This is a genomic window from Mesorhizobium sp. WSM4906, from assembly GCF_029674625.1.
Classification (GTDB): Bacteria; Pseudomonadota; Alphaproteobacteria; order Rhizobiales; family Rhizobiaceae; genus Mesorhizobium.
The window spans coordinates 4,166,363-4,180,531 of sequence record NZ_CP121355.1 but is presented as its reverse complement, the minus strand read 5'-3'; the positions used below and the strand labels follow the sequence as shown (position 1 = coordinate 4,180,531).

Sequence of the window (14,169 nt, the reverse complement as noted above, 5' to 3'; positions counted from 1 at the left end):
GACCTAGATCGGACGCTACGATCTGCGATAGTAGCGTTAGCGGAGATCAGGAAAGACTCACGTCGTGGCTTCAAACCGCTATCGAGCGTGGGCACATAGGAGAGCCATGGGAAGGAAAATTCCCACGGTATGCTTGGTACAGAGACGGGGACACAATGTACGAAGCACGTCTCGTAAATCGGGAAACCGGTGAATACAAGGGCTACCCATTGAAGAAGAATGAGTGGCCGACGTTGGTGAATAATGTTCAAGCTTGAATTTGATTGGGAAGATCCCGGTAAAGCCAAAGGGGATGAACTACGGGCTACATGGTCGCGATTTGCGATCAAAGTCGATGGTCACTATGTCACGAGGGTTACAGATCTCTCTCTGCGCTCTGTTCGTGATGCCGTATATCTGCCACTCTATCCCCTCGCGGAATGGATAGCGGAGAATTGGTTTTTCTTACAGTTTGAGGCTCACACATATGAGTCCCGCGAGGCGTTTTGGAGGCGACATTCGTTCGTCTGGGCGGATTCGGGTTACTCTTTTCCCCAGTTCCTAATTCAGCCAACAGGACTGCACACCGACCTAGTCTGGATACCAAAATATAAGGGATACTCCACTATAGAGTATCTTGGTAAAGGTTCATCCACTTCCCTAACGTCCCAAGTTATCGATGAACTTCGTAACCTGCTAGACGCAGTTAACGGCCGCCTAGAGTCTTTTGGTATATTTGGCACACATTTTCAAAATGAGTGGCGATTTATCTCGGAAATGAATAGCGATGAGATCGATTTCGCTAGAATGGCAGCGTCTTCAGGAATAGACCCGTTTAACATGGAAGAGAGCATCGAAGAAGGTATCATTCTCCTTTCTCAAAAGCTCCCTCTGGAAAGCCTAGCCAGATTCCTCACAGCAACGAGAGGTTCCCATTTCTCTGATCGAGCGTTGTGGCTTGACAAAAGCCTGACCCAGTTAGACCGTCTTAAGGGAGGCCTTTCGGCTATTCCCTCTATAGTCGCGAAATCTAATAAGCTGCGCCTGAACCAAGAAAAGAAGAAAGCCCCTTTTCAGTGGGGATACGATGTCGCGAGGAAAATTCGGTCCGAATTTTCGTTGCACAATGACCCCGTTCCCTCCGTAGCGAACCTTGCAAGCCTATTTGGCGTGCACGAATTTGAGGACAGCATTCTCATTGACAGAGAGGCCTTTTCACAAGTTCGATCGCTAAGTACCGGCGGTCAAAACCCTAGATTTAAGATTACTACGCGCAGGCCCGACTCCGACACCTTCGCGCTAGCTCGGGGAATATTTGATCGCATCACTGCACCAGAACTTAGTGTCAACGTTGTGGCTGACACAGACTTAGAAGCGGACAAGGCCAGCAGAGCTTTTGCTGCAGAATTCCTCCTCCCGAGCTCTGTACTTCGAGAGCGCCAGGCAAAATCTCAAGAAAACGTCTGGTACGAAGATGACGTTTTAGAATTGGCGGAAGAATACCATGTATCAGAATACGTAGTTAGGCATCAATTAGAGAACCATAATATTGGACACATTGTAAGTTAGCATATTCATCAAGGAATATTTTCGATGGAGGCGTTACCCGAAATCAGAAGAGCACTCGCGAATGACCTAAAAAAGATCGTCGCATTGACTACCGCAGCCTACGCCCCCTACACCGCTCTGTTCGGCGCGCCGCCGATCCCGGTCACGGAAGACTACGCGCCGCGCATCGAGCGCGGCGAGATCTGGCTGCTGGAGGAAGGCTCCGAACTGGCCGGGCTCATCGTGCTGGAACGGCATCCCGACCACGCCATGATCTTCAGCGTCGCGGTGGCGCCGGCCTTCCAGGGCAGGAAGCTCGGCATCAGGCTGCTCGACTTCGCCGATGAACAGGCACGAACGTGGCACGTACCGGAGGTTCGGCTCTACACCAATTCGCGGATGGAGCGGAACATCGCGCTCTACTCGGCCTATGGCTATCGCGAGACGGGCCGCCGGCCCAATCCGCACCGGCCGGGATGGACCGTGGTCGACATGGCCAAGCCCGTCGACAAGGCCGCCTAATCGTATTTTTTGCAAATGGGAGGAAGACGATGACCAGCCAAGGAAAGATCCGCTCCGGCATGGGCGGCTGGACCTTCGAACCCTGGGATACGTCCTTCTATCCGGACAAGCTCGCCAAGGCCAAGCAGCTCCACTATGCCAGCCGCCAGGTGCCGACCATCGAGGTCAACGGCACCTACTATTCCAGCTTCAAGGAACCGACCTTCGTCAAATGGGCCGGCGACGCGCCGGACGGCTTCGTCTTCTCGCTGAAGGGCAACCGCTTCGTCACCAACCGCCGCGTGCTCGGCGAGGCGGGTGAATCGATGATGCGCTTCCTCGGCTCCGGCGTCGCCGCGCTCGGCGAGAAGCTCGGGCCGATCCTGTGGCAGTTCGCGCCGACGAAGAAATTCGACGCGGACGATTTCGAGGCTTTCCTGAAGCTGCTGCCCGAAAAGCAGGACGGCGTGCCGCTGCGCCACGCGCTGGAAGTGCGGCACGACAGCTTCATCGTGCCCGAATTCCCGGCGCTGGCGCGAAAATACAACGCCGCGATCGTCTATGCCGACCATGCCAAATATCCGGCGATCGCCGACGTCACCGGCGATTTCGTCTATGCGCGCCTGCAGACCGGCAGCGATGACAATCCAGACTGCTACACGCCGAAGGGGCTCGACGAATGGGCGGCGCGGGCCAAGACCTGGGCGCAAGGCAAGCAGCCGGCCGACCTGCCGCGCGCCGATCCCAAGACCGATGCGCCGGTCAAGCCCCGCGACGTGTTCGTCTACTTCATCACCGAAGGCAAGGTGCGCGCGCCCTTCGGCGCCATGGCGCTGATGAAGCGGGTAGCGGCTTAGGGCAATTCCAGGAAAGTGTGTAACGGGTCGGGCTCGGCGACTTCGCCCTAGCTTTCCGTCCGAAATTGCGTTTCCGTGCGTGAAACGATGAACTGTTACAGAGTGCGGACATCCACCGCGGCCTATTCAAACGCCGGAGCTCTGCCCGGCGCGCCACGCGACGCCGGTCGGCGGTTGGCTTGTCGGAACCTGTCAGCCACCTTGACCGTTCTGCCTAATGCATGTCGCCCAAAAGTGCGCAGCGGTTTTGGGAGAAACGACATGCATCAAAATGAGGACTTAAAGCGCGTCGTCTGAATCCGTTTCAGCGCGACGCGCTTTAAGCCGCCAGAGACTGAAGTCGCACCACTCGTCTCGCCGAAGGTCGCACGGCGAGGCAGCCATCTCCCGAAACGCTTGCCAAATCCCGCGGCGTCGGAAAGGAGCGAGGAAAGATGATCGCCATCCTCGGTGCGTTGCTTACCATTGCCGGCGTCGTGTACATGGCAGGCGCCACTTTGAGGCGTGGGCGCCTGAGCGATCCAGCATCTACAGCGCCGGATCGTCCGGCGCCGAACCTGGCAACACCAGGCCCAACACTGGAGCCGCGGCGGCGCGGACTCGGTTTCCTCGGCCTGTCGCAGAATTGGCCGGGTCTGGTGATGATGGGGGTCGGCATCATACTGCTGTTGTCGGTGGCGGTCCTCTGACGCCCCGGAATTATGGCATCTTCACCACTATCGTAACGTAATCGATACTTCCTTGCCGCATTAAGGCACCTACGCCAGGTTGCAGAAGCCCGGCGAGGACGGGTGCATGCTGCTCGACTACAACTCATTGCTGCTGGCCGTCGGCTTCTCCGCCGCCTGCCTCAGCCTCACGCTGTTCGGAACCTGGCTGACCGCCCGTTCCGACAAGTTCCTGCTGACATGGGCGATCAGCGTGCTTGTGGTTGTGGCCGAGGTCTTTGCCTATGACGCCTATATCGCAGCGCCCGGAGCGGCCCTCGGCGTCCTGACGCTGGCGCTGCTCCTGCTCGGCTTCTCGGTAATGCTTGGCGCCGCCCACCAGTTCCGGACCGGCCGCTCGCCGCTGCCGCGCATCGCGCTTGGCGCCGGCATCTCCTTCGCGCTGGCTCTGCCGCCGATGGCGCTCGGCTATGACGGGCTGGGCTTCATGCTGGAGAATTTTCTTGCAGCGCTGCTTCTGTTCGGCACCGCGTATGAGTATTGGAAGGGCCGAGGGGAAGCGCCGGCGCAGCTTATTGGCGTGGCGCTGCTTTATTCGCTGACCGCCGCGTCCTTCGTGCTGTGCGCGGCCGTGCTGGCATGGGAGGGCAGGCTGGTCCTCGGCCACGCACCGAGCAACTGGGCCGAGGATCTGAGCCTGGTCATCGTCATCGCCTCGATGACCGGCATCGGCGCGCTGTCGCTGGCGCTCAACCAGGGGCGGCTCGCGCGCCACCACAAGCGCGAGGCTGAGACCGATGCGCTGACCGGGCTGCTCAACCGTCGCGCGTTGTTCGACCTGCATGGCAAGATGCCCGTCGGCGCCTTCATGGCGGTGGTCGTGTTCGACCTCGACGGCTTCAAGGCGATCAACGACCAGTTCGGCCACGCCGCCGGCGACGAGGTGCTGAAGGTTTTCGCCGAAGAACTGGCCGGCAATCTGCGCCCGAACGATGTCGCTGCCCGCATGGGCGGCGAGGAGTTCGCGCTGGTGCTGAAACGCACCTTGCCGGAGATGGTCGAGAGCACGGCCGAACGGATAAGGATGGCCTTCGCGGCGCGGACGATCGAAACCGAGACGGGCCTGTTGAAATGCACGGTGAGCGCCGGCTTCGCCTTTGGCAGCAATGAAGGCACGAAATTCGACAAGGTGCTCAGCGCCGCCGACAAGGCGCTTTACGCAGCCAAGCGCGGCGGCCGCAACCGTGTGCTCGACATCCGCCGCTGCGCTTGAAGCTCTGACAATTCCAGGAAAAGCGTGAAACGATCGGGCTCGGCGACTTCGCCGTAGCCTTCCGTCCGGAATTGCGTCAATCCCTAAAGCAATTCCAGGAAAGGTGTGAGCGGCTTTCCGTCCGGAATTGCGTCAAAGAGATAGAGCGGTTCGCCGTTTCGGTGAAACGGTGAAACGCTCTAGCGGCTCAAGCGGTCAGTGATGCCCGATCACTTCGTTATAGGCGTCGAGGTCGACGTAAAAGACCTTGGTTATTTCTCCAAGCAGATCGTCCTCGTCGTAGCCTTGCGACATCAGGATGTTGATCGCCGTCATGATGTCGATGCGTTCGGTGAGGCGCCGCTTCTGATAGTCCTCGACAAAACGTTCCATCGCCTTCCCCTGGCAAGTTCCTTGTTGGACGCATCGACCGACAATCACTCAGGAGAAAGCTAGGCAGGCTTGCTTGCGTGGAACTTGCCGGCTGAGCGCCCCTTCCCCTCATTCGCGACTGGTACGGAAAGCGGCCGACTCACCAAGGCCAGGGAAAGACTAACATGCAGCTTTGAAGCCGCCAGAGTAGAATGAGTTCGTCATCCTTGGGCGTAGCGACGCGAAGCGGAGCGAAGACCCAGGATCCTGCCGTTACTTCCAAATGTCACTATCGGTGCAGAATCCGGAAATGGTTGGGGCCGCCACACAAGAATCTATTCTCTGTCGCAGCACTCTTCGGCCAGCGTCACGGAATGGATCCTTGGGTCTGCGCCGCGTCGCTTCACTCCTTGCTTCGCCCAAGGATGACGACGAGGCGCGTTATACTGTCAAAAACTTCCGCACGTCCGCCCTGTCGAGATCCTCGGCCGGTCCGGTGTGCACGATCTGGCCGCGGTCCATGATGTTGACCTCGTCGGCAAGCTCGCGGCAGAAGTCGAGATATTGCTCGACCAGCAGCACCGCGATTCCGGCCTGGTCGCGCAGATAGCGGATCGCGCGGCCGATATCCTTGATGATCGACGGCTGGATGCCTTCGGTCGGCTCGTCGAGCACGAGCAGCTTCGGCCGCATCACCAGCGCGCGGCCGATGGCGAGCTGCTGCTGCTGGCCACCGGAGAGATCGCCGCCGCGGCGACCCAGCATCTGCTTCAGCACCGGGAACAGCTCGAAGACATGCGCTGGAACGCTGCGGTCGCCGCGCCTGAGCGGCGCGAAGCCCGATTCCAGGTTCTCGCGCACCGTCAGCAGCGGGAAGATCTCCCTGCCCTGCGGCACGAATGCGATGCCCGACCGGGCGCGATCATACGCCGCGCTCCGGTCGAGCGCCTTCCCCTCGAAGGCAACGCTTCCGCTCGTCAGCCGGTGTTGGCCGACGATCGATCTCATCAAACTGGTCTTGCCGACGCCGTTACGGCCGAGCACGCAGGTGATCTTGCCCGCGCCGGCCTTCAGCGAAACGCCGCGCAGCGCCTGGGCGGCGCCGTAGTGGAGCGTGGCGTTGGAGACTTCGAGCATGGTCAGCCCCTTCTCCAGCGCTTCAGGAAGGCGAAATCGAAACGGTGGAACGGAACCCGCCAGATCATGCTTAGCGCCCCAGATAGACTTCGACGACGCGCTCGTCGGCCGAAACGAAATCGAGCGTGCCCTCCGACAGCACCGAGCCTTCGTGCAGGCAGGTGACCTTGACGCCGAGCTCGCGCACGAAATGCATGTCGTGCTCGACCACGATCACCGAATGATCGCGGGCAATGTCCTTCAGCAGACGCGCGGTCTCCTCGGTTTCGGCATCGGTCATGCCGGCGACCGGCTCGTCGACGAGCAGCAGCTTCGGGTCCTGCGCCAAGAGCATGCCGATCTCCAACCACTGTTTCTGACCGTGGCTCAGATTGGCGGCGAGTTCGTCGCGCTTGTCGCCGAGACGGATGATACCGAGGATATCGTCGATGCGCCGCGTCTCGGCGGCCGAGCGACGATGGAAGAGCGCCGGGAAGATCGAGCGCGGACCCTTCAGCGCCAGCATCAGATTGTCCTCGACACTGTGGCTTTCGAAGACGGTCGGCTTCTGGAATTTGCGGCCGATGCCCATCATGGCGATCTCGGCCTCGTCATGCCGGGTGAGATCGACCTGGCCATCGAAGAAGACCTCGCCCTCGTCCGGCCGCGTCTTGCCGGTGACGATGTCCATCATGGTCGTCTTGCCGGCGCCGTTAGGGCCGATGATCGCGCGCATCTCGCCCTTGTCGAGCACCAGCGACAGATTGTTGATGGCGCGAAACCCGTCGAAGGAAACCGAGACGCCGTCGAGATAGAGGATGGTGTTCGACTTGCCCATGGTCGCTCACTCCGCCGGCTGCGGTTCGGGGCCGGTGGCGGACCAGGCGCCGGGCGTCCTCGCCGCCGAGCGCATGATCTTCGGCGGCGGCGCGACGGTATCTGTGCCGACCTCCGCAGCGAGCGAGGCCGCGCGCAGTGCCTTGGCCTTGCCGCGCCAGCCATCCCAGGTGCCGACGACGCCTTTCGGCAGGAACAGCGTGACGGCGACGAACAATCCGCCCAGTGCGAACAGCCAGAATTCCGGCAGCACGCCGGTGAACCAGGATTTTCCCGCGTTGACGAGCAGCGCGCCGATGATCGGACCGACGATGGTGCCGCGACCGCCGACGGCGGTCCAGATCACCACCTCGATCGAATTCGCCGGATCGAACTCGCCGGGATTGATGATGCCGACCTGCGGCACGTAAAGCGCGCCGGCAATGCCGGCCATGATCGCCGAGACGGTGAAGGCGAACAGCTTGACGTTCTCCGCCCGCCAGCCGAGGAAGCGGGTGCGGCTTTCGGCGTCGCGCACCGCCATCAGCAGCTTGCCGTGTTTGGAGCGGACGATCGCCGCGGTGACGAAGACGGCGAGCGCTAGGGTCACGGCGCTGGCCGCAAACAGCGCCGAGCGCGTCGCGTCTGCCTGCACGTTGAAGCCGAGAATGTCCTTGAAGTCGGTCAGGCCGTTGTTGCCGCCAAAACCCATGTCGTTGCGGAAGAAGGCGAGCAGCAGCGCATAGGTCATCGCCTGGGTGATGATCGAGAGATAGACGCCGGTGACGCGGCTGCGGAAGGCGAACCAGCCGAAGACGAAGGCGAGCAGGCCGGGCACGGCCAGCACCATCAACGCCGCGAACCAGAAATGGTCGAAGCCGTACCAGAACCAGGGTAGCTCCTTGTAGTTCAGGAACACCATGAAGTCGGGCAGGATCGGGTTGCCGTAGACGCCGCGCGAGCCGATCTGGCGCATCAGATACATGCCCATCGCATAGCCGCCGAGCGCGAAGAAGGCGCCGTGGCCGAGCGAGAGGATGCCGCAATAACCCCAGACCAGGTCGAGCGCCAGGGCGAGCAGCGCATAGCAGAGATACTTCCCGAGCAGCGCCACGATATAGGGCGGGACGTAAAGCGCGCTCGACGGCGAAACAGCGAGGTTGAGCAGCGGCACGATGACGGCGGCCGCCAGCAGGACGAAGATCGTGACGGCGATGCGCCGGTCGGCGCCGAACAGGCGTTGCGCGATCATGCTTCCACCGCCCTGCCCTTCAGCGCGAACAGGCCGCGCGGGCGTTTCTGGATGAACAGGATGATCAGCACCAGCACGACGATCTTGCCGAGCACCGCGCCGGCATAAGGCTCGAGAAACTTGTTGACGATGCCGAGCGAGAAGGCGCCGACCAGCGTGCCCCAGAGATTGCCGACGCCGCCGAAGACGACGACCATGAAGCTGTCGATGATGTAGCCGCGGCCGAGATTGGGCGAGACGTTGTCGATCTGGCTGAGCGCAACGCCGGCAATGCCGGCAATGCCGGAGCCAAGCGCGAAGGTCAGCGCGTCGACCCATGGCGTCTTGATGCCCATCGAAGCGGCCATTCGGCGGTTGGCGGTGACGGCGCGCATCTGCAGCCCCCAGGGCGTGCGCTTCATGACGTAGAGCAGCACCGCGAAAACGACGAGCGCGAACACCAGGATCCACAGCCGGTTCCAGGTGATGGCGAGCTGTCCGATGTCGAACGAGCCCGACATCCAGGACGGATTGCCGACCTCTTGGTTGGTCGGCCCGAAGATGGTGCGCACCGCCTGCTGCAGGATGAGTGAGACGCCCCAGGTTGCCAAAAGCGTCTCGAGCGGCCGGCCGTAGAGGAAGCGGATGATGCCGCGCTCGATGGCAAGCCCGACCAGCGCTGCGACGAGAAAGGCGAGCGGCAGCGCGATGACCAGCGACCAGTCGAACAGGCCAGGAAACGAGCTGCGGATCACCTGCTGGACGACGAAAGTCGTGTAGGCGCCGAGCATCACCATCTCGCCATGCGCCATGTTGATGACACCCATGACGCCGAAGGTGATGGCAAGGCCGATCGCGGCCAACAGCAGCACCGATCCGAGCGAGATGCCGTACCAGATGTTCTGGCCGGCATCCCACAACGCCAGCGTCGAATTGATATGTCCGATGGCGGCGGACGCCGCGTCCTTGACAGCGCCCTGAGCGCCGGCCTCGACCGAGGTCAGCAACGACAGCGCGTCGCGGTCGCCGCGCGCCGCGATCATCGAGATGGCGGCGAGCTTGTCGGCTTCCGGCTTATCGGAAACGAGCACCGATGCCGCGCGCGCCTGTTCGAACATCGCCTTGACTGCGGGATCGGTTTCGGCGGCGATCGCGGCATCGAGCGGCTCGATGTTGGCCGCATCGGGCGTCCTGAACATGGTCGCCGCGGCGGCGAGGCGCACGGCAGGACCCTTGGCGCGCAGCGTCAGCGTGCCCAGCGCATCGCGGATCGTACGGCGCAGGCCGTTGTTGACCTTGATCTTGGTGAGGTCGGCCTTGGCCGCGTCGGCTGCCTTTTCGCCGCTCAGCGGATCGAGCAGTTCGATGCCGTCACCGGCGTCCTTACCGACGAATATCTGGGAATCGGCCTTGCGGATATAGAGATTGCCCTCGGCCAGCGCCGAAAGCGCCCTTTCGACGGCCGGATCGCCGCTCGCGGCCAGCTCGCGCACGACGGCCTCCGTGGCCGAGAAACCGGTGGCGGCCGCGAATTTGGCGATCGTGGCGCGAAGATCGCCCTCGGCAGCGCCAGACGGCAACAGGCTTGCCATCGTCAGCAGCATTATCAGGCCAAACACGCGCAACAGGATCATCGTCTTCGAGCGGCTCTCAAAGGTTTGAAGGCTTTGCCCGGGCCAGCCAAAGCCCGCCCGGGCAGCGGTCTCGGATTGCGGGGCCACGCCGCGATCCGACAGACCTGGGAGGTCACGGACCAGGTCCAGACCGGGATCAGTTGGTGCCCTTGCCGCCGCACTTGCCGGTGGCGACGTTGAAGTTGCCGCAGCTGAGCGGGGCGCGCCAATCCGAGATCAGGTCTTTGGAGTCCGGCAGGTAGTCGGACCATTCGTCGCCCATGACGAGGCCGGGTGTTTGCGAGACGGTCTCGAACTGGCCGTCGGCCTGGATCTCGCCGATCAGCACCGGCTTGGTGATGTGGTGGTTCGGCATCATGGTCGAATAGCCGCCGGTGAGATTCGGCACCGACACGCCGACCATGGCGTCGATGACCTTGTCCGGATCGGTGGTGCCGGCCTTCTCCACCGCCTTCACCCACATGTTGAAGCCGATGTAGTGGGCTTCCATCGGGTCGTTGGTGGTGCGCTTGTCGTTCTTGATGAACTTGTGCCAGTCGTCGATGAACTTCTTGTTCTCGGGCGTGTCGACGCTTTCAAAGTAGTTCCAGGCGGCGAGATGGCCGACCAAAGGTCCGGTGTCGAGACCGGCCAGTTCTTCCTCGCCGACCGAGAAGGCCATGACCGGAATGTCTTCGGCCTTGATGCCCTGGTTGCCGAGCTCCTTGTAGAACGGCACGTTGGCGTCGCCATTGACCGTCGAGACGACCGCCGTCTTCTTGCCGGCAGAGCCGAATTTCTTGATCGCCGAGACCTCGGTCTGCCAGTCGGAGAAACCGAACGGCGTGTAGTTGACCATGATGTCCTCGGCCGGCACGCCCTTGGACTTGAGATACGCCTCGAGGATCTTGTTGGTGGTGCGCGGATAGACGTAGTCGGTGCCTTCGAGCACCCAGCGCTTCACCGAGCCGCCATCGGCGCTCATCAGGTAGTCGACGGCCGGAATGGCCTGCTGGTTCGGCGCCGCGCCCGTGTAGAAGACGTTGCGCTCGCTCTCCTCGCCCTCATATTGGACGGGGTAGAACAGGATGTTGTCGAGCTCGGAAAACACCGGCAGCACCGACTTGCGCGACACCGACGTCCAGCAGCCGAACACCGCCGCCACCTTGTCCTTCGAAATCAGCTCGCGCGCTTTTTCGGCGAAGAGCGGCCAGTTGGACGCCGGATCGACGACGACCGCCTCGAGCTTCTTGCCGAGCAGGCCGCCCTTGGCATTCTGTTCCTCGATCAGCATCAGCATGACGTCCTTCAGCGTCGTCTCCGAAATCGCCATGGTCCCCGACAGCGAATGGAGAATGCCGACCTTGATGGTGTCCTCAGCGGCCTTCGCGGGCGCCGACATTGACAGGCCGGCAGCGATCAAGCCGGCCGAAAACATTTTTGTTATTGTCGAAAAATTACCCCTCATGTTCCACGCTCCCACGCTGGTTGTTTTTGCATCGCCACATTTCGTTGCAAGCGACGTGCCAGACGCGGAAGCGCGGTGGCAAATAGTGAAATAGCGAAGCGTTTACAGCCGGTTATCTTGTAGCCGTCGAACTTTCGTGTTTCCTGCAGCGCGCGAAGGTTGAGAAAAGTTTACGCAATGCTGCCCAGATTTTGCCCAAATGATAAAAATGCCTAAACTTTAATCTGACCGGATGAAAACCAGGCCCGCGCCTGTTGCGGGGCGCCGGCAAAATGGGGCAAGGTCGCCGCGCAACCGAGCGACGTCATGGCCTTCCGCTTTTTCCTGAGTTTCCTGCTTTTGATATCCGCCGCCGGCAGCGCCCATGCCGACTTCGCCGAAGGCAAGCTGCCGGACGGCGTCTATCACTGCGAGGTCTATCTGCTCGGCCTGTTCCTCAACCTTGGCGACATCACCATCAAGGGCAATGTCTATAGCGGCCCCGTGACCTTCGGCACCTCGGGAACCTACAACTACCAGATGGACGCCAATGGCGAGATCAGCTGGCTCGGTCCGCTCGGCGGCTATACCAGCGGCGGTAACTCTATTTCGCTTACGCAGGCCACGCTGGACGATCCGAACGCCCCCTCCTTCGACATCATCATGAAGCAGCAGGACGGCGCCTTCACCGCTTCGACCTGCACCAGGAGATAGCAGCGGCGTCCCTGCCGTCTGCGTTCCGCCGTTCTCATGTCATCCGGATGTTGCCGAAGCGGCCTAGGCAGCGCGTGTCGTCAACATTCCACTCCGAGAGGCAGACACGATGGCCAACTCTCCGTCTTCACCCTCCCCTGTTATTCGCGACGTCATTGCAGCGCGCGTCTCGCGCCGCGAGCTGCTGAGAGGCGGCCTTGCCTCCAGCGCGCTGGTTGCCGGCGGCAGCTTCGTCGGCTCCTTGTTTGCCGGCGAAACACATGCCGCTGCCGCCCTTTCCACGCTCGGCTTTCCGGAGCTGAAGCGGGTCTACGACAAGAACCACGCCGCCGCCGAAGGCTATGAGACGACCATCGTCGCGCGCTGGGGCGACCCGCTCGCGGCCGGCCTGGGCGAATTCGACGGCAACAAGGTCGCGGCGGAAGAGCAGGAGAAGCGCTTCGGCTACAATTGCGATTACATCGCCTTCATGCCGCTGCCCAAGGGTTCGGTGAATTCCGACCACGGCCTGCTCTGCGTCAACAACGAGTACATCTCGCCGAACGTCATGTTCCCCGGCATGACCGAGGACGGTGCCGGCAAGGCGATGACGAAGGAACAGGTCGACCTCGGCCTCGTGGCCATGGGCCATTCGATCGTCGAGGTGATGCTGAAGGACGGCAAGTGGCAGACCGTCGAGGATAGTCCGCTCAACCGCCGCATCACCGCCAACACCGAGATGGCAGTCTCCGGTCCCGTCGCCGGCCATGCGCTGATGCGGACTTCGGCCGACGCGACCGGTAGCAAGGTACTCGGCACCAGCTACAATTGCAGCGGCGGCGTCACGCCCTGGGGCACGGTTCTGACCTGCGAGGAAGGCGTTTCCGATCTCTTCGGCGGCAACCCGAAGAAGGCGCCGACCGCCGACATACTCGACCGCTACGGCTTTGACGGCTCCGACATCTACGGCCGCGGCCGGTTCCACGACCGCTTCGACATCGACAAGGAGCCGAATGAGCCGAATCGCTTCGACTGGGTTGTCGAGATCGACCCCTATGATCCGCAGTCGAAGCCGGTGAAACGCACCGCGCTCGGCCGCATGTCGCACGAGGCCTCCACCGTCGTGCGCAACAAGGACGGCCGTATCGTCGTCTACATGGGTGATGACGACTATTTCGAGTACATGTACCGCTTCGTCTCCGCCAAGCCCTACGACCCTGCCAATCCCGCCTCCGGCAGGGATCTCCTCGACGATGGCGTGCTTTCGGCGGCGCATTTCGATGCCGACGGCTCGATGAGCTGGCTGCCGCTGGTTCACGGGCAAGGCAAGCTCACCGCAGAGAACGGCTTTGCCGACCAGGCCGAAGTGCTTCTCAAGACCCGCCTTGCCGCCGACGCGGTCGGCGCGACGCCGATGGACCGGCCCGAGGACATCGAGACCAATCCGGTCACCGGCCGCGTCTACGCCGTCATGACCAAGAACAAGAAGCGCGACGAATCCAAGATCAATCCGGCCAACACGCGGCCGGAGAACCTGTGGGGCCACATCGTCGAGCTGATTCCGCCCGGCGGCCGCGGCACAGACGCCGATCACGCCGCCGACAAATATGCCTGGGACCTGTTCGTGCTCTGCGGCAATCCCAAGGACGCCAAGGTCGGCGCCACCTTCCATCCGGACACGTCCGACAATGGCTGGTTCGTCTGCCCCGACAACATCACCTTCGACCCGGCCGGCCGGCTGTGGGTGGCAACGGACGGCGCCAACGACTTCGACCTTCCGGACGGCGTCTATGGCGTCGACACCGAGGGCGCGGCGCGCGGCCTGCCAAAACTGCTCTTCACCTGCCCGCATGGCGCGGAGGCGACCGGACCCTGCTTCACGCCCGACGGCACGACGCTGTTCCTGTCCGTCCAGCATCCGTCCGAGGATGCCGAAACGCTCGACAAGGCACAATCGCTGTGGCCCGACTTCAAGGACGGCCAACCGCCGCGGCCATCCGTGATCGCCATCCGCCGCAAGGATGGCCAGCCGGTCGGCGCGTAAACCGGTCGAGTGTTTGACAAAAAAGGGCGCGG

12 protein-coding genes and 1 pseudogene are annotated in these 14,169 nt (G+C 61.9%); 7 read left to right on the top strand and 6 right to left on the bottom strand.

Going from position 1 to position 14,169, the window contains the following annotated elements:
* Positions 1-243 precede the first annotated feature (243 nt).
* From QAZ22_RS19930 to QAZ22_RS19910, 5 genes are all read left to right on the top strand, one after another.
* Positions 244-1,548: an ImmA/IrrE family metallo-endopeptidase gene (locus QAZ22_RS19930; RefSeq protein ID WP_278202454.1), complete on the top strand. Its 1,305-nt coding sequence runs from the start codon at positions 244-246 to the stop codon at positions 1,546-1,548.
* A 24-nt stretch (positions 1,549-1,572) separates the two neighbouring features.
* Entirely contained in the window at positions 1,573-2,049 is a 477-nt protein-coding gene (locus tag QAZ22_RS19925; RefSeq protein WP_278202453.1) for a GNAT family N-acetyltransferase, read from the top strand.
* 29 nt (positions 2,050-2,078) lie between these two features.
* Complete coding sequence (locus QAZ22_RS19920) at positions 2,079-2,885, top strand: DUF72 domain-containing protein (protein ID WP_278202451.1); 807 nt, start codon at positions 2,079-2,081, stop codon at positions 2,883-2,885.
* Positions 2,886-3,319: 434 nt separating this feature from the next.
* The gene (locus QAZ22_RS19915; protein ID WP_278202449.1) at positions 3,320-3,574 is read left to right on the top strand and encodes a hypothetical protein; all 255 of its coding nucleotides are present in this window, start codon (positions 3,320-3,322) and stop codon (positions 3,572-3,574) included.
* A gap of 106 nt (positions 3,575-3,680) precedes the next feature.
* Positions 3,681-4,826, top strand: coding sequence for a GGDEF domain-containing protein (locus tag QAZ22_RS19910; RefSeq protein ID WP_278202447.1), 1,146 nt, complete (start codon positions 3,681-3,683; stop codon positions 4,824-4,826).
* Positions 4,827-5,021: 195 nt separating this feature from the next.
* On the opposite strand, the gene QAZ22_RS19905 is transcribed toward QAZ22_RS19910, so the two are convergent.
* The 6 genes and pseudogenes from QAZ22_RS19905 to urtA form a co-directional block, all read right to left on the bottom strand.
* Positions 5,022-5,198, bottom strand: coding sequence for a hypothetical protein (locus tag QAZ22_RS19905; RefSeq protein ID WP_278202445.1), 177 nt, complete (start codon positions 5,196-5,198; stop codon positions 5,022-5,024).
* Positions 5,199-5,618: 420 nt separating this feature from the next.
* Positions 5,619-6,314 (bottom strand): urea ABC transporter ATP-binding subunit UrtE, encoded by a 696-nt coding sequence (gene urtE, locus QAZ22_RS19900; protein ID WP_278202443.1) that lies wholly within the window; start codon positions 6,312-6,314, stop codon positions 5,619-5,621.
* Between the two features lie 70 nt (positions 6,315-6,384).
* Positions 6,385-7,131, bottom strand: a complete 747-nt coding sequence (urtD, locus tag QAZ22_RS19895; protein WP_278202442.1) for an urea ABC transporter ATP-binding protein UrtD — start codon at positions 7,129-7,131, stop codon at positions 6,385-6,387.
* Between the two features lie 168 nt (positions 7,132-7,299).
* Positions 7,300-8,361, bottom strand: a pseudogene (gene urtC, locus QAZ22_RS19890) (urea ABC transporter permease subunit UrtC); the annotation flags it as partial.
* Positions 8,358-9,974 (bottom strand): urea ABC transporter permease subunit UrtB, encoded by a 1,617-nt coding sequence (urtB, locus tag QAZ22_RS19885; protein ID WP_278207891.1) that lies wholly within the window; start codon positions 9,972-9,974, stop codon positions 8,358-8,360. The pseudogene urtC and the gene urtB, both read right to left, overlap by 4 nt.
* A 136-nt stretch (positions 9,975-10,110) precedes the next feature.
* Positions 10,111-11,421 (bottom strand): urea ABC transporter substrate-binding protein, encoded by a 1,311-nt coding sequence (gene urtA / locus QAZ22_RS19880; RefSeq protein WP_278202439.1) that lies wholly within the window; start codon positions 11,419-11,421, stop codon positions 10,111-10,113.
* A gap of 306 nt (positions 11,422-11,727) precedes the next feature.
* Here urtA and QAZ22_RS19875 point away from each other — a divergent pair, with 306 nt between their 5' ends.
* Entirely contained in the window at positions 11,728-12,114 is a 387-nt protein-coding gene (locus QAZ22_RS19875) for a hypothetical protein (RefSeq protein WP_278202438.1), read from the top strand.
* 109 nt (positions 12,115-12,223) lie between these two features.
* A complete protein-coding gene (locus QAZ22_RS19870; RefSeq protein ID WP_278202437.1) occupies positions 12,224-14,137 on the top strand; it encodes a PhoX family phosphatase in 1,914 nt (637 codons plus the stop codon).
* The last annotated feature ends 32 nt before the right edge of the window (positions 14,138-14,169 follow it).